Here is a 24,327-nt window from a genome sequence, read left to right on the forward strand (position 1 = left end):
TACGCGGGCGGACAGGTGAACAGGAATCAGGGAGAAATAAATTGATTACAGATCGTGTCTTTGACCCAGAATTTTATTCTGGATAAAGAAGTCAATTAAGATTCCCCAGAGTGCCAAGGGCACGATCGGTATAATTCTGACTTAATTATATGGTTAATCCTAGCATTGAGGCTGCTTCGGTCTTCCAGCTAAATAAGAAAAGAATGTAAGCTTGTTGGCATCACTGGAGATAATTATAGTGGCATTATTTCATTATTTTTTACCTGAGTTACCATTGGACTGATTATTTGGTTTATTTTGAAAGGTGAATTTTAGCAAAGCAACTTCAGTTTTTTATTCCTTTCTCTTATTCCTCCTAGTGGCGGGGAATACACGTGTTTTTTCGCAAGATTTGACGCCCAAGTATTCCAATGAATTTCTTAGCATAGGAGTGGGGGCAAGAGCACTTGGAATGGGCGGTGCCCAAGTTTCAGCAGTCCGAGATGTGACGGCAGCTTATTGGAATCCGGCTGCTCTGATGGGAGTTCAGCACAAATACGAATTCAGCTTAATGCACTCAGAATACTTTGCTGGAGTGGCTCAATATGATTACCTGAGTTTTACCACACCAATAAAGGATAAAAGCCAAGTTGCTGTTTCTCTTATCCGCTTCGGAGTGGATGATATTCCCGATACCAGATTTCTGTACGATGCCAATGGGGCTTTGAATTACAATAACATTCAGTTTTTCAATGCGGCAGATTATGCCATGCTACTGAGCTATGCCCGAGACCTATCGGATAAATTCAAAGTTGGTATGAATGCCAAAATCATTCACAGGAATGTTGGCAAATTCGCTCAGGCTTGGGGTTTTGGTGTGGATGTGGGTGGAATCTATGTAAAAGACAAGCTAACGCTAGGCTTAATGGTACGTGATATTGCGACGACTTTCAATGCCTGGTCGCACAATGCAGAATTAGTGCGCGAAATCTACGCCCAGACTGATAATGAAATACCTGTGAATTCTGTGGAGCTGACCTTGCCAAGGGCAATCTCCTCTGTAGCTTACACATTTGAATTTGGGAGCAAATTCAATTTACTGACGACACTGGACTTGGATATGACATTTGATGGGGAGAGAAATACGATGATCAGCACTCCTTTGCTAAGCATAGACCCCAGGTTTGGATTAGAAGCAGGTTTTCAAAACATCGCTTTCTTGCGCGCAGGTGTTGGCAACTTTCAATACATCAAGGATTTCCAAGGAAATGAAAGCCTGAATATGCAGCCAAGTATGGGGATTGGGATTTTTATTAGTGAGCGATTTCAGATCGATTATGCCCTTTCAGATATTGGAAATGTATCGGAGACACCTTATTCCCATGTATTTAGTGTGAAAGTAAGTTTGGAGAAATTGGATCCTGATTTCAGGAAATTTAAAAGCTGGACAGACAAATGATAAAGAAACTCACTTTCGTTTTTCTGGCAGTTCTAATGCTTTCCAACCTAGCTATAGCTCAGGAGCCGGTTTGGTACAATTACGATCAAACGTACTATAAAATTCCAACTGGCTCGGATGGCATTCACCGGATCTCTGCTTCCTCCTTAAATAGTTCGGGGATCAATCTCACCGGTTTAGACCCAAGAAATATCCGTCTTTATCATAGGGGACAAGAAGTTGCGATTCATATAGAAGGAGAAAATGACGGGAGGTTTGACGGGGACGATTACATAGATTTCTTTGGGCAACGAAACGATGGTACCCTTGATAAATTGCTGTACACAGACTTTGAAAAGATCCCAAATCCATACTTCAATACGAATTCTGACTCCACTGCTTTTTTCCTAACTGTTACCACCGGACAAAATGGAAAGCGGATGGTTCTACGATCTGCACCTGAGGTTGCTTTGCCGGCAGCCACAAGCTATTCCTCAGAGAAATTGCTGGCGATAGGTGAGCAGTACTCGCTGGGAGTGGGATATGCACTGGGTTTTAGGTTATCAAAGTTCGATCAAGGACAGGGATGGATGTCTGGCATTATCACAAAAGGGAGCACCCGACAACTCACACTAAATGAGCTGGGAGTGATGGGCGCTGGAACCGCCAAGCTTGAAATCGGTTTGGTAGGAAGGTCTTTCAATCCTCACACCACTAGAATTTTGGCTGGACCTACCCCGACAAATCAACGACTGGTTGGTACAATTTCCAGTGTTCAGTTCGAGTCTCCGCAGGTTACGCTTGACCTAGCCATGACTGACTTCAATTCCGACGGGAGTATAGTCATTGGCGTGAATTCGGCAGGACCGGAATCTGCCGATAATATTTCTGTGGCTTATGCCAAAATCACTTATAGAAATAATGTTAGTTCCGGTGATTTTGCTTCGAAGCTGTTCATTTCCCCATCCGGAAATCAGAGAATCCAGCTCTCGGGAATTTCCGGTAATTATTCAGCTATAGATATCGCGGATCCAATTAATCCTCAAAAAGTACAGCTCAGCAAAACTGGGCAGACCTTGTCTTTCAGGTCTTCTATTCCAAGTGATTCCAGCAAAGTTTGGGTTCAAAATGAGGAAAATATCATCCCCATTGCTAGGCTGGAGCCGGTCAAATTCAGGAATTACTTAGCGCAAGCGGCCAATTACATTTTGGTTGGTCATACCGCCTTGGAGCAGCCGAGCACGCAGTTTGACAATCCACTCAAAGCCTATGCAGATCACAGAGCTTCTCCTGCGGGAGGAGGTTTTGATACGCTCATTGTGAAAATGGAGGATTTGTACAATCAGTTTTCCTATGGAGAATATACTCCCGTTGCGATCTATGAGTTTTTGAGATCCTATTATCCAGTGCATAAGCCTACGCACATGCTTCTTGCAGGAAGAGCCTTAGCGGTTTATTCTACTGCAAGAGCAGGTGGAGTAACTTATTTCTACCGAAACAATCCCTCGGCTTTTAGCTTTCGTGATCTAGTTCCTGCAGGAGGGTTTCCTTTTTCGGATAATGTGTACACCGTTGGACTTGACCCAGACAAACCTTTGGCTCCCGCTCTTGCAGTGGGTAGAATTCCGGCTAGAAATTCACAGCACTTGGCGGATTACCTGAGCAAAGCGATTGAAAAAGATGAAGTTGGTATTTCGGATTCTTGGCAAAAGGAGTTGATTCACCTGTCGGGCGGAGTGTCAGAGTTTGAGCTGGAGCGCTTTTTTAATTTCATGAATGGCTTCAAAACTATTGCCGAAGGGCTTTATTTGGGAGGTAATGTTACCACCTATCGCAAGCGGTCCAATTCTACCATTGAGGTAATTGATATTACAGGAGATCTGAATGAAGGCCGATCCATGTTGACGTTTTTCGGCCATGGATCACCGACTGTTATCGATATTGAAATAGGTTTTGCCTCAGATCCCACGCTGAATTATCAGAATAAAGGCAAATATCCGATCATGCTTTTTAATGGTTGCGACTATGGAAGCGCCAATGGAAATAGCTACACCCAAGGGGAGGATTGGGTGATTACGCCGGAGAAGGGAGGGATCTCAGTTATGGCCAATTCCTCTATCGGGGTGGATGTCTACCTGCGTCGATATACCGATATGTTTTACAAAAAGGCCTTTTCGGACAGCACACTTATCTATCGCACGCTGGGTGAAGTGAAAATGGAGGCTGAAACTGCCTATCTTGATGAGTACGGAACAGATCCTCTTTCTTATTCCCATATGGAGCAGATGATCAATTATGGTGATCCAGGAGTGCGGATTTTTCCTGCGGACAAAGCTGATTATGCGGTCAAACTGGAGGAAGTTTCTCTTGATAGTTTTGACGAGGTGCCGATTTCCGTGCTCTCAGACAGTTTGAACTTGAGTTTTGTCCTGAGAAATATCGGTAGAGTCGATACAGATTCCATAGAATATAAAGTGAGTAGAAGATTGCCCGATGGAACTATCGAGAACTTTGACCCGATAAAAATCCCCTACATCGCCAGAATTGATTCGCTCAATTTTACTATTCCGAATATCGGCAGGAATTCAGCTGGTGAAAATACCTTTACTATTGAGGTAAATTCGAAAATGGAAGTGGAGGAAATGACCTTCGCCAATAATTCGGTCAGCTACACCAAGTTTATTCCACTCAGTGGCACGCTCAATCTCTATCCTCTAGAGTATGGTATTGTGAGTGGAACTGAGACGAGGCTAGTCGCGCAGGCGCCAGGCAAAATCATTGATGACCGGACCATCATCATTCAGTTGGATACTGCAGCAGCATTCAATTCCGCGTACCGCAAAGAAGTTCGGGTGACCACTAGAGGTCTGGCAGAAATGCCTTTGCCGTTGACTGCTTTCTCGGACAGCACGACTTTCTATTGGCGATCAAAATTTCAGGAAGCCAAACCTGGGGAGACGGATGCCTGGACTAATTCCAGTTTCTCTTTTATCCCATCCGGCCCTGAAGGCTGGACTCAGCGCACGACTTTCCAGCTTGATGAGGATCAGTTGACCAATTTGGAGCTCAAAGAATCCGATCGAAGCTGGAAATACTTGGATCAGCAAGCTGATATTGGGGTCTTTACGGTCGGGTCGGCAGTGGATACGCTATCATTCCGAAACACCCAATTCTACTTAAATCAGATTCCGCAGATCATCGATAATGTGAACAATGCCAATAGCCGTCTCTGTCCGAATGGCTCCTTGGGCTTGGTGGCTTTTGAGCAAAAAAGTCTAATGCCATACTTGGCGATTCCAGTTCCGGGATTTGATATACTGGATTCCAGAGCTTGTGGTAGAGTACCTCAGATGATTCAGAGTATTCAAAACTCATGGATTACTACGCCTGGGCAAACGATGCTAGTTGACTATGTGAATAATGTAAAAGAAGGAGATTATGTGGTGATCTTCTCTGTCGGCAATGTCACTTTTGAAGCTTGGCCAGATATTGCGTTTGAAAAGTTGAAGGAATTTGGAGCAAGCGAGGCTACGCTGAGGGCTTTGAAAACTGGCGAGCCTTATATTCTTTACGGTAGAAAAGGGATGCGTCCTGGAGAAGCGATTGAGATCGTAGGGAACAAAAACATGGAAGTTCCGGCTTCCCAGCAGACACTTTCTTTTGATACCGAGCTTTCGGGTTACCTGACTTCAGGGATGATTTTGACACCGAGAGTTGGTCCTGCGTCATCTTGGGAGCGTTTCTTCCAAAATGTGAATTCCAGAAACTGGATCAATGAAGAAGAGAAAACTTTCTTTGATATCATTGGAGTGAAGGAAAACGGAGAAGAAGATCTCTTGATAGGGAATACCTACGACCGGGAAATGGATCTGTCATTTATCAGTACGGATGTTTATCCATATCTGAAACTGCGCTACAGTATGAATGACCCTGAGTCTACAGCTCCAGCTCAGCTAGACAAATGGCAGGTGAACTATACCGGAGTTCCAGAGGGAGTTTTGGTTCTCAAATCAGCAAAGGAGCAAGTGAATCTTCGCGAGGGAGAAACGGGCTTGCTGGAACTGCAATTCAAGAATATTTCCAAGTACAACTTCCTGGATTCTATTCAGGTGGATTGGAAAATGACCAACTTGACAAGCAAGAAATTGGAGGAGTTTTCCAAGAAATTCCCAGCACTGAAAGCAGGGGAGGCATTTGACTTTACCATAGAATTCAATTCCATAGGAAAGGCAGGCGAGAATGAGCTGGAAATTTTTGCTAATCCTAGAATACAGCGAGAGCAGACTTTCCGTAACAATCAGGTGGATCTAGGTTCCTACTTCATCGTGGAGGGAGATAATTCCACTGCACTGCTGGATGTGAACTTTGACGGAATCTACATCATGGATGGGGATATAGTCTCACCAAATGTGCTGATCACAGCTTTGCTGAAAAATGACCAAACTCTGATTTATAAGAAAGACACCGTCGGACTGGAACTGTTCCTGAAGCAAAACTGTGAATCCTGTGACTTCAAGCGGGTGAACTTCTCAAATCCAAACCTGACTTGGACGCCAGCTTCCGAAGACGAGGACTTCAAGGTTTCTTTGATTCCAGGCCCGCTGGAAGATGGAATCTATACGCTGAGAATCACGAATGAGGACTCCTCTGAACCGTATGAGACCACCTTTGAAGTGATTAACGAATCCCAGATCACTAATTTCTATCCTTATCCAAATCCTTTCAGTACCTCGGTTCGCTTTGTCTTTACGGTGACGGGGATGGAAGTGCCAGACGAGATCAAGATCCAGATCATGACTGTGACTGGAAAAGTTGTACGAGAGATTTTACAGAATGAACTTGGGCCAATCCGAATCGGGAATAACCTGACCGAATACGCATGGGATGGCAAGGATGAGTTTGGTGATCAGCTTGCAAACGGGGTCTATATCTATCGAGTCCTAGTCCGCAAAAACGGCCAGTTTATGGAACACAGACCTACCGCCGGAGACAAGGCATTTAGGAAGGGCTATGGGAAGATGTATTTGTTGAGGTGATATTCTCAAAAATTATAGGAGTGAGAAAGTAATGAACCTTATTTTATGAATAGAAAAACAGGGGATTTGCTTAATTATACCTGTATTCTTTTTTGCCCATTTTAAAGGTATGAGTTTGTAACTACATCCAAATTTCCTTGTTTAAGCCCATACTAGGGATGGAGTTCATTTGGAGCATTCCTCCTTGACAGGACATATTATAGTTCAGAAAACGACTGTCCACAGGTGGGAAGTTGTTTTACTTAGCCTACTACTAAATTAATAATGCCATGAAATCAAGCATGCCGAACGCGTCACACACTTTTGGATGATTATAAGCCTTGCGAGATTCCATATGGCCTGTAAAAGACAAATTATAAACATATGAAAAAGAAGATTTTTATTGTTGTAAACAGAATTAGGGAGCAGTTATGGTTTAGACCTTTTGTCTTTTCTTTAATCTCAGTTGCAGTCGCTTTGGCAGCTCATATGGCAGACGGGACAAACCTCAATGACATAGTTCCAATCATCAAAATTGAATCAATCAAAGGCCTATTGGATATTTTATCAGCCAGTATGTTGGTGATATCCATATTTGCCGTTGCGTCGATGGTTTCAGCTTTCTCGGCGGCAAGTAGCACAGCAACTCCAAGGTCATTTAAAGTTGTAGTCAGAGATGATGTGTCACAATATGCACTTTCTACTTTTATCGGAGCATTCATATTTAGCATTGTAGCCACAGTGGCTATCGACAATGGGTATTTTGAAGAGGCAGGAATTTTTATTCTTTTCCTCATCACCTTAGTACTATTTACCCTAGTCATTTTGACATTCTTACGATGGGTGGACAGAATTTCTAGGTTAGGCAGATTGGAAAATACCATTGTGCAGATAGAGGATATTGCTATGAAATCCTTTTCCTGCTACATTAAAAACCCATTACTCAATGCACTGCCCACAACCGGTAAATTTCCAAGCGGGAAACCTGTGTGTTCTGAAGCTGTAGGTTATATTCAACACATAGACGTAGAAACTTTGCAGGATTTGGCCCTAGAGCTAGATCTTAAAATCCAACTTAATTGCCTTCCAGGAAAGTTTGTTCATAAAAATTTCGTAACTGCTTTTATTCATTCGAGTCAGGAGGTAGATATGGATATGGTTACTCAAAAGGTACATGCCTCTATTCATATAGGTCAGACTCGGTTATACGATGAGGATCCCCGGTTTGGATTAATTGCCTTGACAGAGATTGCAAGTAGGGCATTGTCCCCTGGAATAAATGATCCGGGAACTGCTATCCAAATACTCGGGAGTCATGAAAGACTTTTTTTTCTATGGCAGGACGAGCTTGAGAATAAAACTGAAAATGAGCTATTATATAATCGTGTGGAAGTGCTACAGATTAGAATGCAGGATTTTTTCGAAGATGCATTTAGGCCAATTTCCAGAGATGGAGCAGATAATTTAGAAGTTATGTTACGTCTGCAAAAAACACTAAGCGCGCTAGCAACCATAAATCACCCTGAAATTAAAGCAGCTGCAATTGAATTTTCAAAAGATGCCTTTGATCGAGCTTCGCTAGCTATGGATTATAAAAAAGACCTAATTACCTTAGAAAGGGAGTGCTTGTTTAACAAATAGAAAGAATCATACAGTGACCAAAGGGTGTCTTGGGATGGCATAGGAGTTTTTGAAAAGGATGATTAGGACTTTTACTCGTAGCTACATTTATTGCATTGGATCAGGCGCATTTTTGACTTTTTCTCCACAGGTCTAATTTATTCATCCCAAAACATTTCCCCACTGAGAGTAATCTAGGCATTACGGTCACTAGGTCTGGATTGTGTCTACGCCTTTCTTTCCTTATCAATTTGAACTTGATCTTGATTTTTGGGTGAAGTTGCAAACTTCACCCAGTCATAATCACGAACTTGAATACCCGCTTAGAGTAGACTAAGTTTTGCAGCCGCAAGGTGTAATTCCTCCCGTCTTAGCGTGGTCTTGGCGATGCTGTCACTAGCTGTAGATTTCCTGCCCTACAGGTAGGCCTCACGCTAAAATGCCTTACCAAAGCATTTTTATAAGTTCGATTCTACCTTCCTATCCTTATCAATTTCTTAAGGTATGCGAATTACTTCTACAAGGACATTTCTTTACCTACCTCATACCTATTTCTGACGAAAGGTATCTGATACAAATGATAACACTTCAGGAAGGGATTCTCTCCAATAAGTCCAATTATGTGCGCCATCCCTTATTCTGAACTCATGGGGAATTTCTTTTTTCTTCATTGCGATATGTACCATGCTATTTCCTTCATAAAGGAAGTCATCATCCCCACAATCAAAATACCATTTGACAGATTTCATTGCTTCCAATTCATTCAATTCGATTTGCCTTAGTGCGGAATGTCGGTCATAATAGCCTTGGAGGTCATTAGTATTCTTTACTTCGGTTTTACTGTTTTGAAGACCTTGATTGAATTCTTCAAAAGTGCTACTCCTCAATGCTGCACTCAAAGGGCAGGCGGAAGAAAACAAGTCAGGGCGGTGCATGGCATAGAAAAATGTGCCACCGCCTCCCATGGACAATCCAGCTATTGCCCTATACCTTTTCTCAGATTTGATTCGGTACTTTTTTTCTACCTCAGGCATCAGTTCCTCAAAAAAGAAATCTTCATATCTCCATTCGTTGTTGACATCATTGAAGTAGCCCCGCTTTCCGGTATTGGCATCAGGCATGACAATGATCATGGCGGTGGATTTTCCTTCTAGGATGGCTTTGTCAGCGATATATTGGACCTCCCCAAATTGTACCCAACCTGTCTGATCATCTCCGGCTCCGTGGAGGAGGTACAAGACAGGGTAGGAGCGCTGCGAAGTCTCGTATCCGGGTGGTAGATAGATCGCATACTTGCGCTCCATATTGAGTATTTTACTCTGCAATGTCATTTGGTCAAAAACCTTACTGTCTTGTGCAAAAGCAACAATTGAAAACAGTAAACATAAGGCTAAAGCAAGTGTGTATTTTTTCATATCGGTTTGGGAATTTGGGTTTGAGTTGAGTAGCTGTTTGATTTTTTGGACAAAGAATCTATCAATGCATTAATCTACCATAAAGATGGATTTATAAAAATCCTTACTTTTTTTGCGGTCGTGCAGATTTTCCAATGGTCAATTCCCCATAAAGTGTAGTCTAAACGCAGAAAACCCAACTGAACGTTATCAAGGGTTTTGGCTAGATGTAATTTTCCCACTCTGCTTCTATCCAATCTAATTTTCATTAAGCCATCTTTTGCCTAGAACTCAACTTTTTTGCCATGGGCTAAAACCGTAATTTAACTTTTTCAATACTCACGATAACCCACTCTGCAATGAGATTTAAAAATGTGCCTAGCCTAGTTGCCCTTATCGTCACTCTTTTTAGTGCAGCCACTTTTGCGCAAAGAACCGATTCCATTCCGGTCAGGCATGACGTCACTTTACCACAAGCACACAAGGGAACGTTGGAAATTGACAGTTTGCTTCTCGATAGTTATGTGAGATTACCTGAGAATAGTAGAAAGTTTTATTTGGAAGCTAGGTCGGTATTTGAGGAAAATGAAGTTGATTTTACAGATGAGAGAATTTTATCAACTGCTGTCAAAAATGGCATTCCTTTGATTTCAGGACCGATGTTGGGTGATTTGAAAGAGAATAGCGTAACCATCTGGTTCAGACCTGCTAGTAAAGATCTGATTGAAATTGAAATAGCTGATTTAGCTGGTACAGAAACAAAGCTGTATTTTTTTAATCCCAGCGTGGCCGGACAAGTTGAGCGAATCGTCCTAGGAAATCTGTCATCAGCAACGAAGTATTCCTATTTTATGAAAATACAAGGTGCAGAGGTTGCTAACGGTACTTTCCAAACCGCCTCAAAAATCGAAGAAACAAGCGAGATACGGCTAGCTTTTGCTTCAGATTTTCACAAGATAGGGCTACATAATCCTAATTTGATGAATGCTATTTTAGCCCGAGAACCTATGGCTATGCTGTTGCTGGGCGATTTGGCTGTGGATGATAGGGATATAAATTTAAGTATGCACCGCTCGGATTATTTGCTTCGGGATGTTTCACAGGCCTGGAAAAAGCTAGCCGCAAATGTTCCGTTATATGCTACTTGGGATGATCATGACTATTTGAATAATGACTTGAGTGGATTACCAAAAGGTGTTACCAAAGAAGATAGGGAGGCACTGCGAGAGCTTTGGTCTGAGAACTGGAATAATCCTGAGAATACAGCGCCAGGTATTTACTTCAATTCGAGGATTGGAGATATAGAAGTGATCATGCTGGATACTCGATCTTTCAGGGAAAATGAGCGAAGAGGAGCGTATACTGCCTATTTGGGGGAGAAACAGCTGAGTTGGCTGAAGGATGTGCTGACCAGTTCTACAGCAACTTTCAAAGTAATTTCCAGCGGAACCATGTGGAGCGACTATATCTCTGACGGCAAAGATTCCTGGGGCACTTGGGATACGCTGGCTCGTGAAGAGATTTACAAGTTAATCGAGAGAGAAAATATTCCGGGAGTACTCTTACTGAGTGGAGATAGGCATGGAGCGCGAGGGTTCACTATCCCGAGAAAATCCGGGTTTGAGTTTTATGAATTTGGACCGGCATCTCTGGGAGGAGTGCCTGGGCCGGAAGCAATCGCCAAGGATTCGAGTAAGCAGTTGTTCGGGTATCTTGGGCAGGGTTTGAAGGCTTTTGGGGAGTTTACTTTTACTATGGAAGAGGAGGATGCTGCGGTTACCTTTCGGTTGATTGATGAATATGGGAATGTCATGGAGGAGCATAAAATCTCTTATAATCAGTTGATTCCAAATCAATGACCCATCAATTAATTGCCTTATGGCTGAATAATATCAATCACAATCAAGCCAGTTTAGATATTTAACTTTTGATTAAAATGCTCCACTAACAATCTATGAAACATCCCTAGAAAGCTTTAAAGAGTACAGACAATCTTAGACTTTTAGTAATAAAGAAGATATGGACTAGTTTTTACGGTTTTCTATGATAGAATTAATTCATAAAAAATTCTTTCCGGATATTGACTATCCAAAGCATCAAAGTTATAATCTATCAGATGAGGATTTCCTCTCATTTTTAAAAAGGTAAGACACCTATTTATTGCTAAATAGAATCTTTGCAGATATTATTTTAGATATCATTTGTTTAGAACAGACAGATGGGGATATTGATAAAGCAATTGAGACTATAAATTCTGACTCGGATGCTGAATAGCTTGTAAAGTGGTATTGCCCATACTGAGAATATATAAAAGCTGGAATAACAGAGATTTTTTTCTTACCCTCTATTTTAACATTTAGCATCGGTACTTAGTTGGTTTGATCTAATCATTTCTGCCTTTGGCAAACAGCTTATTTTCAGTATCTTGAATAAATCAAATTCTTCCTATGGCAGCTTATAAACTTGAAATAAACAATCAAACACATGATGTAAATGTGGAGAAAGGTACCTCTCTACTTTGGGTAATTAGAGAGCATTTGGGGCTAACAGGCACTAAATACGGCTGTGGAATAGCCCAATGTGGCGCTTGTACCATTCATATCGATGGCAATCCAATGAAAGCCTGTGTTCTGTCGGTTGATGACTTTTCAGATGGACAGAAAATCACCACTATTGAAGGTTTATCTAAAGATGGAAATCATCCTGTACAACAAGCCTGGATCGAAAAACAGGCTCCACAATGCGGTTATTGCCATTCTGGCCAAATCATGCAAGCCGTTGCTTTATTAGAAGAAAACCCGACCCCTTCACGAGATGAAATTAAAGCATTCATGAACGGTAATTTATGCAGATGTGGAACCTACCTACGCATCATTGAAGCCATCGAAATGGCAGGTAAAACTATTGCTGCAAAATAAGCTTATCATGAAAAAAGATTCAAAAAACTCCATGTCTCTTAATCGAAGAGAATTTTTAAAATCCGGTAGTGGAATAGCCCTTTTCATCGGAGCCTCAGGATTATTTCCAGTCTTGGTTTCTTGTAGCGAAAACAAAAAGATCAATGAGCAATTAGAAAAGCATCAAGTATCAGCTTGGGTGAAAATATCTGAAGATGGAGAGATAATCATTTACAATCCTGCTTCAGAAATGGGCCAAGGTTCAATGACCTCACTCCCTTTGATTTTTGCAGAGGAAATGGATGCAGATTGGTCCAAAGTCCGCGTTGAATTCTCTCCTCAAGAAAGCGATATCTATGGCTCTCCGGGCTGGTCTCCTGGTACCAAAATGATGTTTACAGTGGGTAGTAGAACAACAAACAGCTATTTCTCAACTATGAGGCAAGCTGGTGCACAGGCCCGATTTATATTGCTCAATTCCGCTGCTAAACATTGGAATGTACCGTTAGAAGAACTCACTTGCTCAGCAAGTGTCATCACCCATGAAAAAACAGGTAAAGAAATCAGTTATGGTGAATTAGTTCCCTTGCTTGTTTTGCCGGATGCAATTCCAGATTTTTCGGAGGAGCAACTCAAACAAGTCAAAGATTTTCGGCTAATCGGAAAAACAATTCCTCGAACAGAAATCCCAGCGAAAGTGGATGGAACAGCACAGTTTGCCATTGACCTTAGACTTCCAAACATGGTCTATGGAGTCTTAGAACGCGGGAATTTGCATGGTTCTAAACCAAGCTTATTAAATGAATCCGAGATTTTGGGACTGGAAGGCGTTATTAAAATTGTGCCTTTTGACTATGCCATTGGAATCATTGCGAATAATCTGGAGCAGGCTTTAAAAGCTAAAAGTCTTCTAAAAATAGACTGGAGCACATCACAAGCAACAGGTTTTAATTCGGAGGAGATTTATGATGACTATGAAAAAATAGCTAACCGAACTGAGAAAGGTTCTATTGTTTCTGAAAAAGGAGACTTTAGCAAATCTCTGAAATCTGCTTCCAAAATCCACACCGCTGACTTCAAAAATGATTATGTATATCATGCTCAACTGGAACCCTTGAATTCTGTAATTCAAGTTTCCGAAGATCTGCAAAATGCGGAAGTATGGGTTGGTAGCCAACAGGGTTTCGATACAAAATTAGGTGTCCCCAGAGTATTGGGCATTCCTCCTGAAAATGTCAAAGTTCACCTACAGTTTCTAGGGGGAGGCTTTGGAAGAAGAAGTATGAGTGATTTTGTGGAAGAATGTGCTGTATTAGCGAAAGAAGTCGCACCCAAACCAGTGAAATTAGTTTGGACAAGGGAGGATGATTTGAGATATGGAACCTATAGACCTCAGTCCTTGCAAAGAATTACTGCTGCTATAGATGCTGATGGAACTATCGATGGTTTCTCGCACGTCGTGGTTGGAGATGGAGGGAATTTGGTCGCAAGTGGAGTTGACAATAGTCATTACGATATACCAAATCAGCTGGCAGAATGGCGTGAAACTTCGCACGGTATTCGATTAAAGCATTGGCGATCTGTTGGGCATGGCCCAAATAAATTTGCCATCGAGAGTATGATCGATGAAATAGCTTTTGATCAGAAAATCGATCCTGTTGTACTTAGAAGGAACTTAATGAAAGAGGCTCCAAAAGCATTGGCTACTTTAGAAAAGGTGGTTGAAATGTCAAAATGGAATACGCCTCTGAAGGAAGGACGTGCCAAAGGGATTTCTTTTGTGGAGCATGGTTCACTAGGAACTGGTGTATGTGAAATATCGGTGGACCGGAATACCGGAAAAATCAATGTCCATCATTTTTGGGTTGCTTTGGATGCAGGGATAATCGTCCAACCTGACAATGTCAAAGCACAGATGGAAGGTGGTATCATGATGGGAATTAGCAGTGTATTAAGCGAAAGAATCTCTATTGTCAATGGTCAAATTCAGCAATCTAATTTCAATGATTATTCTTTATTGAGAATGGAAGATATCCCTGATAGTATTGAAATTTCACTGCTGGAGTCTACAAATCATCCTGAAGGTGTAGGTGAAACAGCCACTCCTATGGTTGGAGGAGCGATTGCAAATGCATTTTTGAAATTAACAGGAAAACACCTTAGGCATATGCCTTTTACCCCGGAGCGTGTCTTGGAAGCTTTGCGTAGCTAAGAGCTTACCAAAGCTTTGAAGGATTGCTGTTCTAATGAAAAAAGAAAAGTCTTAGAAATGAAATCATGAACCAAGAACGATTAGGCGATTTGCCTATAGTCAAGTTGTAATTTTAAAAAAGCCAAAATATGGGTGGAGGATTTAATGATAGAACATTGACAGGTATCAATTTTAGTATTGTTGGCTATTTCATCCTCCTTTGGCTGGCCAATTACTTTCAGTTAGAATTTTTTGTTATTGGATTTTTTGTCGAGCTTTTGACCATTCCATTTTTGCTCGCCCAGCTTGTTTTTTTATTCATTGGTATACAATTCATCTTGAAAAACGAAAGATCCGCCTTGTTAATGGTAAGTCTTTTGGCACTTGCATTATGCACAATAATTACCATCGGCAGTTTCATTTGGTAGGAGCAGATTCATTTCCAATCTGAGTGATTCTATTTAAGAAAATCTGCATTCCTCAAAACATTTCTGACAACTGCTTGCTTTAAATCTTGTAAAGAGTAAAAGCGAATTTTCTCGAAAAATGAGTTTTACAATATGAATTCTACCAATGACTGAGCGAGAGACAGATAGAATAATAGAAATGGCCTGGGAAGATAGGACGCCATTTGAAGCCATAGAGACACAATTTGGAGTGAATGAATCCGATGTGATAAAGTTGATGCGAAGGGAGCTCAAGGAAAGTTCTTTCAAGATGTGGCGAAAGCGCGTGAATAGCGGTGTTAGTCAGAAACATCTTAAGAAGAGAAATCCTGATATCGAGCGATTCAAGTGTTCCCGACAACGAAGTATTTCCTTGAATAAAATTAGCTAGTGAATCATTTTCCCACGGATTTACCCTCAATAGAAAGCAGGATTCAAGCGATCGATCCCGTAAGATATGCCTCCTCGCGTAATTATAAAGATGGAGCAGTCACGAGGTTGAGCCCCTATATTTCGCGCGGTGTGATTTCCACCAAGCAAGTATTTGAGCATATCAAGACGCTGGACCTAAAGTGGTACCAAGCTGAAAAACTCATTCAGGAATTAGCTTGGAGAGACTACTGGCAGCAGGTTTGGATAGCAAAAGGGGAGGGGATTAACCAAGATCTCAAGCAGGCGCAAGCTCCCATTTCCAATCATCAAATCCCATCTGCCATTTTCAATGCAGAGACGGGAATCAATGCAGTTGATCTTGCAATCAAGGAGCTATACAAAACTGGTTATATGCATAATCACATGCGAATGTACGTCGCATCGATCTGCTGCAATATCGCTAAGTCACATTGGTTGCAGCCTGCACAATGGTTGTATAGCCACCTGTTGGATGGGGATTTAGCGAGCAACCAACTGAGCTGGCAGTGGGTGGCAGGCGCTTTTTCAAGTAAGAAATACGTTGCCAATCAGTGGAATATTAACACCTATTTTGACGACAACCAGAAAAGCACTTTCCTGGATGTGGAATATGAGGAATTTGAGCATATGCAGATTCCAAGTCAATTGCTTGATACCATCCCTTTCCACCTGGAAACTATCCTGCCATCTTGTGATGATCTAAAAGTTGAAAAGAATAAGACCACACTTATTTACAATTATTACAACATCGACCCCTATTGGCACCAAGATGAAGACGTACAGCGATTTTTTTTGCTAGAGCCTTCATTTTTCAAAAAGAATCCAGTGAGTCAAAAGTGTCTGGATTTCGCACTTGATCTCACAAGAAACATTCAAGGAATTCAACTATTCGTAGGCGAGTTTTCAGAGTTGATAGAGTTGATAAACTCAGAGCAAGTTATTTACAAAGAGCATCCCACCAACAGACATTATCAAGGAAACGAGGAATCCAGAGAGTGGATGAGTGGAGTGACCGGATATTTTCCTTCTTTCTTCGCTTTTTGGAAAAAGTGTAAAAAGGAAATTAGATACGAAGCCGACGCGGAAAAGTAGGTTCAATAATTACCACTATGCAACTACAAAAAGAAGAGATAGAGCGCTTGGAGCGTACATATAGACTGAACTTGATCAACTCGATCAGCGGTATCAAACCCGCAAATCTGATTGGAACAAAGTCACCAACTAACAAGGAAAATGTAGCCATATTCTCCTCTGTGGTTCATTTGGGATCCAGTCCTGCTCAGCTGGCTTTTATCATGAGGCCGCAGACTGATATTCCTCGGGATACCTATCCCAATATTATGGAAACTGGGTTTTATACGATTAATCATGTCTCAGAAGCTTTTATTCAGAAAGCCCATTACACTTCGGCGAAATTGGAAAAAGGAGAGTCCGAATTTGAACGAATGCAGCTTGAAGCAGAATATATTGGAGACTTCCATGCGCCTTTTGTAAAGGAAAGTTCAGTTAAAATCGGAATGAAGCATGTGGAAAGTATTCCTTTGCCCAACGGATGCATTTTCGTGATTGGTTCGGTGGAGATGATTATCTGTCCAGATGATACTATCAATGACTTGGGGCAACTGGATTTAGAAGGCTATTCGGGAGTTGGGATTTCTGGTTTGAATACCTACTATGGGTTAAAAAAACTGGACTCTTTTCCATACGTAAGAGAAAATGAAATTCCTGAATTCAAATGAAAAAATCTGATTTGCCTACCAAGATTTGCCTAGTTTGCAAAAGACCTTTTGCCTGGCGAAAAAAGTGGGAAAAGAAATGGGAAGAGGTGAAGTACTGCAGCGAACGATGTAGAAGAAATAAAGCAGAAAGACTCTGATGAAATTATTAAGCAAATACGAGAATCTAGAATTGGTGCCTAACCTTGGTCATTGAATATTGAGTATTGCACATTGTTCATTTTTTCTTTTTCCTCAGGTAATTATAAATCCCCGCCACACCGATTACCAAAAGTGCAAGTCCAATGCCCCACTGCAAAGGACTATTCATAGATTCTTTGGCAGCTAAATAAGAACTGGCAATGACGCCTGCGGCGAAAGCAAGAACTGTCCGGGTCAGCATCCCAGGAATGCCATATACCAATACTTTCCAAATCTTGATGTTCATTGAGGCAAAGAGGAAATTTGAAACGGCAAAAGGGACAATCGGAGAGATCCGAACGAAGAAGACCAAAGAGCCTTCTTTTTCTTTTCTGGATTCTATTTCTTTCCTGAATTTTGGGTTTTTCTTAAAAAGTAATTCTGTGAATCCCATGTTGGTGATTTTACCTAAAACATACCCCAAAACGGAAGCTAGTGAGTAGCCCAAAATCAAAAAGGGTAAGGATATCCAACCAAAATAGAATCCGGAAGCCAGCGCGATTAGAGTAGTAGGCAGCAGCGCCAAACCCATCAACAGCGCCCCAATAGCCGTATATATGAAAAAATCTAACCCACTTTCAAGTTGATATGCATCTAACAGGTTATACTTTGTAGCAAAAATCACACTTCCTATAAAAGGCATGGCAGTGACCCAAAGCCAAGCAAAAATTCCGGCAGGGTGACTGCCGAAGTACCTTCGGATAGTTTTGAATATCCTGCCCTTTTTTGTCATATTTGAACTCTCACCTATTGGATTTACTGGGAATGTCTGCAAGTTTAACACGCACTTCTTAAAATTACCTTGAAAATCGTAACTGATTTTCATTTTCTAGAGATCCCAAACAACCTAAACCAATTACCAATGAAATTTGGAACAAAAGCGATTCATGCCGGAATAGAGCCAGATTCTTCGACAGGAGCGATAATGACACCGATATATCAGACTTCCACTTATGTGCAAAAGTCACCTGGTGATCATAAAGGCTATGAGTATTCGCGCACGCATAATCCTACCCGTACAGCTTTGCAAAACAATCTGGCAGCGCTGGAAAATGGAAAGCATGGAATTTGTTTTTCCTCTGGATTGGGAGCTATCGACGCAGTAATCAAACTATTTAATCCAGGTGATGAAATCATCAGTACAAATGATCTCTATGGAGGGACATATAGGCTTTTCACTAAGGTATATGAGCGATATGGGATCAAATTCAAGTTTGTGCCTATGTCAGATGCAGCTTCTATTGCTGATCATCTCACTGATAAAACTCGTATGATTTGGGTGGAAACGCCTACTAACCCAATGATGAATATCATCGATATTGCTGCGGTAGCAAAGTTGGGAAAAGGCAATAAAATCATTGTAGCAGTAGATAATACCTTTGCTTCACCTTACCTGCAAACTCCGCTGGATCTTGGTGCAGATATCGTGATGCACTCAGTGACGAAATATCTCGGTGGGCATTCCGATGTGGTAATGGGAGCATTGGTGGTAAATGATGATGAGCTAGCAAAAAAGCTGGTTTTCATTCAGAATGCTTCAGGTGCTATACCTGGACCACAAGACTGCTTCTTGGTAATCAGAGGAATCAAAACCTTACACCTAAGAATGGAGCGCCACTCCCAAAATGGAAAAACCATTGCGGCATACCTGAAGAATCATCCAAAGGTGGAAAAGGTCTACTGGCCGGGTTTTGAAGATCATCCCAATCATGAAATAGCCAGAAAGCAGATGCGTGATTACGGAGGAATGATTTCCTTTACACTAGTTGGAAACAAAGAATCTGATGCTAGAAAGGTGATGGAGAGCTTTCATATATTTGCCTTGGCAGAATCCCTTGGAGGAGTAGAATCACTTTGCGGACATCCAGCTACCATGACTCATGCAAGTATCCCAAAAGAAGACAGAGAGAAAATAGGATTGGTAGATTCTCTTATCCGGCTGAGTGTGGGAGTGGAGGATGCCGAGGATTTAAAGAATGATCTGGCAAAAGCTCTTTCAAAAATTTAAGTTTTCTACGTTAGAATACTTTAGCCGTTCGCGAAAAGCGAGTGGCTTTTTTTATACAATTTCACCCTGAGGGTGAAGAGTCCCGATGACGGGTTTGACGTAAGATTCAATTCATTTTATTACCTATCGTGCCGTTGGCACTCTATATTATCGACCTGACCACTTACCCCGAATTTAGCTTCGCTGTATTCGGGGCTGTTATGGGTTGTGCCGTTGGCACAAATATGGGACGCCAAGACTGTGTAATATTCATTTAGGTCATATTGAATAGTATCGATGTTAAATTCTTAGATCGGCATAAATTGATATGGAAGCATATTCCCCTTGCTAACGGCAAAGCCAGTAAGAGCCCAGAATGCAATTCTGGGTTTTCGTTGGTATTAATACATTTAATGAGTGCCAAAGGCACGAATGGTAATATAGATCTCAACGCTATTCTGTATTTCCGATTTTGCCAAACTCCGCAAGATTCGGGTTTTGCAATTTCCCTAATCGGGGTACTTTTGGATAACTTAGCATCTAGAATATGAGCGAGAGCCAATCCATCAATTACCAACGCATCGCAGAAGCGATTGAATATCTACAAGCGAACTTCAAAAGCCAACCTTCTTTGGATGAGATAGCGGAGCAGGTTAACCTGAGTCCCCACCATTTTCAGCGCATCTTTAGTGATTGGGCAGGTGTGAGCCCCAAGAAATTTATGCAGTACCTCAGCGTGGAATATGCCAAGCAGCTTCTGCAGAGTAGGGAAGTAACGCTTTTTGAAGTAGCGGAAGAAACTGGACTTTCGGGTACTGGCAGGCTTCATGATTTGTTTGTGAAAATTGAAGGAATGACTCCCGGCGAATTCAAAAATGGTGGAGAGAACCTAATACTCAATTACAGCTTTGCTGAAACTCCCTTTGGGGAAATCATCGTTGCCTCAACTCCAAAAGGTATTTGTCACCTTGCATTTTACGAAGATCAAAACGAAGGAGAAGCAACGATGAAAGCCTGCTTTCCAAATGCAGGGTATCATGAACTTCTAGATGAAATTCAGCAGGAAGCCTTGTTTATTTTTCAACACGATTGGAACAAACTCAATCAGATCAAGTTGCATTTGCATGGTACTCCATTTCAATTGAAAGTGTGGGATGCGCTTTTGAAGATTCCCTTGGGGAAATTGAAAACCTATGGAAGTATCGCGACTGAAATAGAGAAACCAAAAGCTTCCCGTGCCATTGGAACTGCCATAGGGAGCAATCCTGTTGCTTTTTTGATTCCCTGCCACCGGGTAATTCAGGCTAGCGGCAAGCTCGGTGGCTACATGTGGGGTAACACAAGGAAATCAGCGATTATCGGATGGGAAGCTGCCCAGATCAACATATGAATTTATAGTGAACTTGGATTTATTCAATCAGGAATCGGAGGAGAATTTAAATCTGCTTCCAAAGGATGGTACGGTGAATTACTATGGAAAAATCATGCCTACAACTCAGGCGTTAACCTATTTCGAAAACTTATTGAATGAGATTCAATGGAAGAATGATGTGGCGATAATTTTTGGGAAGAGAATAGAAACCAAGAGGAAAGTAGCTTGGTATGCTGAAGAGCCTTTTGAATACACCTATTCCAATACTACAAAAACTGCCTTGCCTTGGACAAAGGAATTGCTGGAGTTAAAGGAATTAGTAGAAAAGAAGTCTGGAGAAACTTTCAATTCTTGCTTGCTGAATTTGTATCACAACGGATCGGAGGGAATGGCCTGGCATAGCGATGGTGAAAAAGACTTGCAAAAAAACGGAGCAATTGCTTCGGTGAGCTTCGGGGCTGAGCGGAAATTTTCTTTCAAGCACAAAGTAACCAAGGAGACAGTCACGCAAGTCCTGGAGAATGGGAGTTTACTGGTGATGAAAGGAACGACGCAGACACATTGGGTGCATAGATTACCTCCAACCAAGGTGATTTCAAAGCCTAGAGTGAATTTGACTTTTCGGACGATTGTGAGGTGATCTTTTGCTGAAAACTGGTTCAAGGTCCCTTGGTCTTTCCGACAATTGGACAGGCTTGAAACTGAAAAAATGTAGTTGCTAGACTGCTAATGTTCTGAGCAAAAATCCAAAATGGAATAAGAGTTCAGAATATTTAAATCAGTTTTCTCCCCTGCGGTATTCACCATTTTCGAATATCAAAACCTCAGTTTCCAGCTTTTTATTAATGTTTTTCTCTTCGCCATTTATTAACTGGTAGTTGGTTACAGAATCCTTTACCATCAAATCGAAATAACCATTAGTAAGAACTGAACTTGGTTCAATCGCTTTATTGTGTACCTCAAACAGTCCATTAGTCATTCCATCTGTGTCTCCATTTAACTTTAGAAGTTCAAAGTTCTCGAGTAGAAGATTTATCTCTTCGCCTTTCCTTTCATACAAACTCAGCTCCTCAATTCCACTTGGAAATACACTACTGCTTCCTTCGTACTCAATAATGATTCCAAGGGTTTCAGAAGTAGAATTTAGCTTGTATGGTTGGTACCTGATTTCAAGACTATTAATTTTTAGAGCGTCCGTTAACCAAGCTTTCTCTTTATAAAAGCAAGATTTGATAGCTCCATTAGCACTGTTTACGACAAGGATGTGACTGTTGAGCACAACATAGCCTTCACCCGATTCTTCTATCTCAGGTATCACCAGAACTGTTTCCTCATTTGAGATCTCTAGGCAACTGACTAAAGGCATAAAGCATTTGTCTTCTTCAACATCCAGCTGAGCGAGCACATGCTCAAATAAAGCAGGGCTGAGACATTGACTAAATGAATTCTGAGATAAGCAAAAAAGAATTACGAGTAAGAATGGCTTGAACATCTGCGCTAACATACTAAGATTTATTTTGAGCCGTAAAAAAGCATATTATCGGAAATAGTTTGTCAGATTTAATACTATAGATTTTGGAGTTAGTAGGGTCAAATATTTATGAATCCCGTGTAGTCAAAAGGGATTTTTCAATTTGCACCCTGAATTTTTACCGAGTCTGTATTTTTATTTTTCTTAATCCAAGGATAACAGTACTTTGAGAGAAGTATTAAACCCAAGGTAATTTTAGTAAAATAAACCATACACGTTAAAAAAGGATTCATTGAAATCGAACATGACACTATGCCCCACATAGAATAATGAATATTCGTTTTAAGAGATTCCAAAGCCTACCCCGATTAATTGGGGTAACCAATCAAAATCAATAAAATAACACAAGAAACCGAGCCTATCTGAGTTAGCCAGGCATGTCGAAGGCGAGACACACTGGGATGTTCATAGGTGATGCGAGATTCCTCCCGATAGTACTGGGATAACCACAATAAATCAAATTACAAATAGATGAAAAGAAGAGATTTTATCCACCTTTCCGGAATGGGGCTTGGCGCTCTAGCTACCTCCGGATTAGTCATGATGGGAAATCCCGTCTCGGCTGAGCAGTTGCTTATACCAGGAATGGATCCAGCTGCCAAAAAAGTACTTGCAGACATTGCTTTGAATGCTGCTAAGTCCAAAGGAGCTACGTATACAGATGTTCGGATCGGAAGATATCTGCGCCAAAACGTAAGCACACGAGAGAAAAATGTTCAGAATATCTCAAACTCTGAGACGTTTGGCGTTGGTATTCGAGTGATAGCAAATGGCACTTGGGGATTTTCTGCCACTTCAGATGTGACCCCAGATGGAATTAAGAGCTGCGCAGAAACTGCCGTAGCTATCGCAAAAGCTAATTCCAAATTGCAAAAAGAACCGGTAGTGCTCGCACCAGTAAGCGGCCATGGGGAAGTGACCTGGAATACCCCGATTCAGAAGAATGCGATGGAAATCCCCGTAAAGGATAAAATCGATCTTTTGTTAAACGTCAACAACTCTGCGATGGACAACGGCGCTGCTTTTGTCAATTCCGCCTTGTTTATAATCAATGAGCAGAAGTATTTCGCTTCTACAGACGGATCTTATATTGATCAGGATATTCATAGAATCTGGCCTACATTTTCAGTCACAGCTGTGAACAAAGGTGCAGGCGGATTCCGTAGCAGACAAGCACTAAGCGCGCCTATGGGCATGGGCTATGAATATATGGATGGCTTAGCCAAGGATAAAATGATGAATCCTGCAGGCTTTAACAGCTACAAGAATTCTTATGATATGGTGGAAGATGCAGTTAATGCTGCGAAACATGCCACCGAGAAAATCACCGCGAAATCAGTGATCCCAGGAAAATATGATTTGGTACTCGACCCTGATCACTTGGGACTGACGATTCACGAATCTGTAGGACACCCGCTTGAGTTGGACCGTGTACTTGGCTATGAAGCAAATTATGCCGGAACTAGCTTTGCTACGCTGGACAAATGGAAATCAGGTGACTTCAAATACGGCTCCGATAAGGTGAATATTGTTGCAGATAAGATTCAGCCTTATTCCCTTGGAAATACAGGATATGACGATGAAGGAGTGAAATGTAAGGAGTGGGATTTGATCAAAGATGGCATTCTGGTGAACTATCAGGCTATTCGTGATCAGGTGCAAATCCTGGGTGAGAACGAATCCAACGGATGTGCTTTTGCAGACAACTGGAGTTCGGTGCAGTTCCAGCGTATGCCAAATGTTTCTTTGCGCCCTGGAAAGGAAAAGTTGAGTCCTGCAGATATGATTAAGGATGTTGAAAAGGGGATTTACATCCTCGGAAGAGGCTCTTATTCCATTGATCAGCAGCGTTACAACTTCCAATTTGGAGGTCAATTATTCTACGAAATCAAAGATGGCGAAATCACCGGAATGCTGGAAGATGTAGCCTACCAGTCCAACACGCAGGAGTTTTGGAATTCTTGCTCCCAGATATGCGACGAAGATGATTACAGGTTCTTTGGGTCATTCAATGATGGCAAAGGCCAACCTTCACAATCATCAGCAGTTTCTCATGGCAGTTCAACTACCCGTTTTGACGGCGTGAACGTGATCAATACGGGAAGAAATATTTAACCTCAACGCGGAAAT

At 41.5% G+C, this 24,327-nt stretch carries 17 protein-coding genes; 14 read left to right on the top strand and 3 right to left on the bottom strand.

Annotation, left to right across the window (positions count from 1 at the left end; genetic code table 11):
- Nucleotides 1–304: 304 nt before the first annotated feature.
- The 3 genes from ACPUEN_RS01075 (at nucleotide 305) to ACPUEN_RS01085 (ending at nucleotide 8,073) form a co-directional block, all read left to right on the top strand.
- Nucleotides 305–1,438, top strand: coding sequence for a PorV/PorQ family protein (locus ACPUEN_RS01075; RefSeq protein ID WP_425637990.1), 1,134 nt, complete (start codon nucleotides 305–307; stop codon nucleotides 1,436–1,438).
- Nucleotides 1,435–6,453, top strand: coding sequence for a C25 family cysteine peptidase (locus ACPUEN_RS01080; protein ID WP_425637991.1), 5,019 nt, complete (start codon nucleotides 1,435–1,437; stop codon nucleotides 6,451–6,453). The genes ACPUEN_RS01075 and ACPUEN_RS01080 overlap by 4 nt, the downstream gene beginning before the upstream one ends.
- Nucleotides 6,454–6,816: 363 nt before the next feature.
- Entirely contained in the window at nucleotides 6,817–8,073 is a 1,257-nt protein-coding gene (locus ACPUEN_RS01085; RefSeq protein WP_425637992.1) for a DUF2254 domain-containing protein, read from the top strand.
- A 527-nt stretch (nucleotides 8,074–8,600) separates the two neighbouring features.
- On the opposite strand, the gene ACPUEN_RS01090 is transcribed toward ACPUEN_RS01085, so the two are convergent.
- The gene (locus ACPUEN_RS01090) at nucleotides 8,601–9,467 is read right to left on the bottom strand and encodes an alpha/beta hydrolase (protein WP_425637993.1); all 867 of its coding nucleotides are present in this window, start codon (nucleotides 9,465–9,467) and stop codon (nucleotides 8,601–8,603) included.
- 338 nt (nucleotides 9,468–9,805) lie between these two features.
- On the opposite strand from ACPUEN_RS01090, the gene ACPUEN_RS01095 reads away from it, so the two are divergent.
- The 7 genes from ACPUEN_RS01095 (at nucleotide 9,806) to ACPUEN_RS01125 (ending at nucleotide 17,267) form a co-directional block, all read left to right on the top strand.
- Nucleotides 9,806–11,305: an alkaline phosphatase D family protein gene (locus tag ACPUEN_RS01095; protein WP_425637994.1), complete on the top strand. Its 1,500-nt coding sequence runs from the start codon at nucleotides 9,806–9,808 to the stop codon at nucleotides 11,303–11,305.
- Between the two features lie 588 nt (nucleotides 11,306–11,893).
- The gene (locus ACPUEN_RS01100; RefSeq protein ID WP_425637995.1) at nucleotides 11,894–12,364 is read left to right on the top strand and encodes a (2Fe-2S)-binding protein; all 471 of its coding nucleotides are present in this window, start codon (nucleotides 11,894–11,896) and stop codon (nucleotides 12,362–12,364) included.
- 7 nt (nucleotides 12,365–12,371) lie between these two features.
- Complete coding sequence (locus ACPUEN_RS01105) at nucleotides 12,372–14,555, top strand: molybdopterin cofactor-binding domain-containing protein (RefSeq protein ID WP_425637996.1); 2,184 nt, start codon at nucleotides 12,372–12,374, stop codon at nucleotides 14,553–14,555.
- A gap of 552 nt (nucleotides 14,556–15,107) precedes the next feature.
- Nucleotides 15,108–15,371: a TIGR03643 family protein gene (locus ACPUEN_RS01110; protein ID WP_425637997.1), complete on the top strand. Its 264-nt coding sequence runs from the start codon at nucleotides 15,108–15,110 to the stop codon at nucleotides 15,369–15,371.
- Nucleotides 15,371–16,483, top strand: a complete 1,113-nt coding sequence (locus ACPUEN_RS01115; protein ID WP_425637998.1) for an FAD-binding domain-containing protein — start codon at nucleotides 15,371–15,373, stop codon at nucleotides 16,481–16,483. Before ACPUEN_RS01110 ends, ACPUEN_RS01115 begins: the two co-directional genes overlap by 1 nt.
- Nucleotides 16,484–16,500: 17 nt before the next feature.
- Nucleotides 16,501–17,130, top strand: a complete 630-nt coding sequence (locus tag ACPUEN_RS01120; RefSeq protein WP_425637999.1) for a flavin reductase family protein — start codon at nucleotides 16,501–16,503, stop codon at nucleotides 17,128–17,130.
- Entirely contained in the window at nucleotides 17,127–17,267 is a 141-nt protein-coding gene (locus ACPUEN_RS01125) for a DUF2256 domain-containing protein (RefSeq protein ID WP_425638000.1), read from the top strand. The genes ACPUEN_RS01120 and ACPUEN_RS01125 overlap by 4 nt, the downstream gene beginning before the upstream one ends.
- A 77-nt stretch (nucleotides 17,268–17,344) precedes the next feature.
- Here the strand turns inward: ACPUEN_RS01125 and ACPUEN_RS01130 are convergent, their stop codons facing one another.
- Nucleotides 17,345–18,040 (bottom strand): VTT domain-containing protein, encoded by a 696-nt coding sequence (locus ACPUEN_RS01130; protein ID WP_425638001.1) that lies wholly within the window; start codon nucleotides 18,038–18,040, stop codon nucleotides 17,345–17,347.
- Nucleotides 18,041–18,169: 129 nt separating this feature from the next.
- On the opposite strand from ACPUEN_RS01130, the gene ACPUEN_RS01135 reads away from it, so the two are divergent.
- The 3 genes from ACPUEN_RS01135 (at nucleotide 18,170) to ACPUEN_RS01145 (ending at nucleotide 21,306) form a co-directional block, all read left to right on the top strand.
- Nucleotides 18,170–19,315, top strand: a complete 1,146-nt coding sequence (locus ACPUEN_RS01135) for a cystathionine gamma-synthase (RefSeq protein ID WP_425638002.1) — start codon at nucleotides 18,170–18,172, stop codon at nucleotides 19,313–19,315.
- Nucleotides 19,316–19,841: 526 nt separating this feature from the next.
- The gene (locus ACPUEN_RS01140; protein ID WP_425638003.1) at nucleotides 19,842–20,684 is read left to right on the top strand and encodes a bifunctional helix-turn-helix domain-containing protein/methylated-DNA--[protein]-cysteine S-methyltransferase; all 843 of its coding nucleotides are present in this window, start codon (nucleotides 19,842–19,844) and stop codon (nucleotides 20,682–20,684) included.
- Nucleotides 20,685–20,697: 13 nt separating this feature from the next.
- Nucleotides 20,698–21,306, top strand: a complete 609-nt coding sequence (locus ACPUEN_RS01145; protein ID WP_425640228.1) for an alpha-ketoglutarate-dependent dioxygenase AlkB family protein — start codon at nucleotides 20,698–20,700, stop codon at nucleotides 21,304–21,306.
- Nucleotides 21,307–21,444: 138 nt separating this feature from the next.
- Here the strand turns inward: ACPUEN_RS01145 and ACPUEN_RS01150 are convergent, their stop codons facing one another.
- Complete coding sequence (locus ACPUEN_RS01150) at nucleotides 21,445–22,170, bottom strand: hypothetical protein (protein WP_425638004.1); 726 nt, start codon at nucleotides 22,168–22,170, stop codon at nucleotides 21,445–21,447.
- Nucleotides 22,171–22,668: 498 nt separating this feature from the next.
- On the opposite strand from ACPUEN_RS01150, the gene ACPUEN_RS01155 reads away from it, so the two are divergent.
- The gene (locus ACPUEN_RS01155; protein WP_425638005.1) at nucleotides 22,669–24,312 is read left to right on the top strand and encodes a TldD/PmbA family protein; all 1,644 of its coding nucleotides are present in this window, start codon (nucleotides 22,669–22,671) and stop codon (nucleotides 24,310–24,312) included.
- Nucleotides 24,313–24,327: the final 15 nt, after the last annotated feature.

The sequence above is a fragment of the Algoriphagus yeomjeoni genome, assembly GCF_049821175.1.
Lineage (GTDB): Bacteria > Bacteroidota > Bacteroidia > Cytophagales > Cyclobacteriaceae > Algoriphagus > Algoriphagus yeomjeoni_A.

Bases quoted from the DNA above. Each gene is read 5' to 3' on its own strand.
- ACPUEN_RS01155 (WP_425638005.1), top strand. From the start codon at position 22,669: ATGAAAAGAAGAGATTTTATCCACCTTTCCGGAATGGGGCTTGGCGCT.
- ACPUEN_RS01085 (WP_425637992.1), top strand. From the start codon at position 6,817: ATGAAAAAGAAGATTTTTATTGTTGTAAACAGAATTAGGGAGCAGTTA.
- ACPUEN_RS01120 (WP_425637999.1), top strand. From the start codon at position 16,501: ATGCAACTACAAAAAGAAGAGATAGAGCGCTTGGAGCGTACATATAGA.
- ACPUEN_RS01125 (WP_425638000.1), top strand. From the start codon at position 17,127: ATGAAAAAATCTGATTTGCCTACCAAGATTTGCCTAGTTTGCAAAAGA.
- ACPUEN_RS01100 (WP_425637995.1), top strand. From the start codon at position 11,894: ATGGCAGCTTATAAACTTGAAATAAACAATCAAACACATGATGTAAAT.
- ACPUEN_RS01110 (WP_425637997.1), top strand. From the start codon at position 15,108: ATGACTGAGCGAGAGACAGATAGAATAATAGAAATGGCCTGGGAAGAT.
- ACPUEN_RS01140 (WP_425638003.1), top strand. From the start codon at position 19,842: ATGAGCGAGAGCCAATCCATCAATTACCAACGCATCGCAGAAGCGATT.
- ACPUEN_RS01130 (WP_425638001.1), bottom strand. From the start codon at position 18,040: ATGACAAAAAAGGGCAGGATATTCAAAACTATCCGAAGGTACTTCGGC.
- ACPUEN_RS01095 (WP_425637994.1), top strand. From the start codon at position 9,806: ATGAGATTTAAAAATGTGCCTAGCCTAGTTGCCCTTATCGTCACTCTT.
- ACPUEN_RS01135 (WP_425638002.1), top strand. From the start codon at position 18,170: ATGAAATTTGGAACAAAAGCGATTCATGCCGGAATAGAGCCAGATTCT.
- ACPUEN_RS01090 (WP_425637993.1), bottom strand. From the start codon at position 9,467: ATGAAAAAATACACACTTGCTTTAGCCTTATGTTTACTGTTTTCAATT.
- ACPUEN_RS01105 (WP_425637996.1), top strand. From the start codon at position 12,372: ATGAAAAAAGATTCAAAAAACTCCATGTCTCTTAATCGAAGAGAATTT.
- ACPUEN_RS01080 (WP_425637991.1), top strand. From the start codon at position 1,435: ATGATAAAGAAACTCACTTTCGTTTTTCTGGCAGTTCTAATGCTTTCC.
- ACPUEN_RS01150 (WP_425638004.1), bottom strand. From the start codon at position 22,170: ATGTTAGCGCAGATGTTCAAGCCATTCTTACTCGTAATTCTTTTTTGC.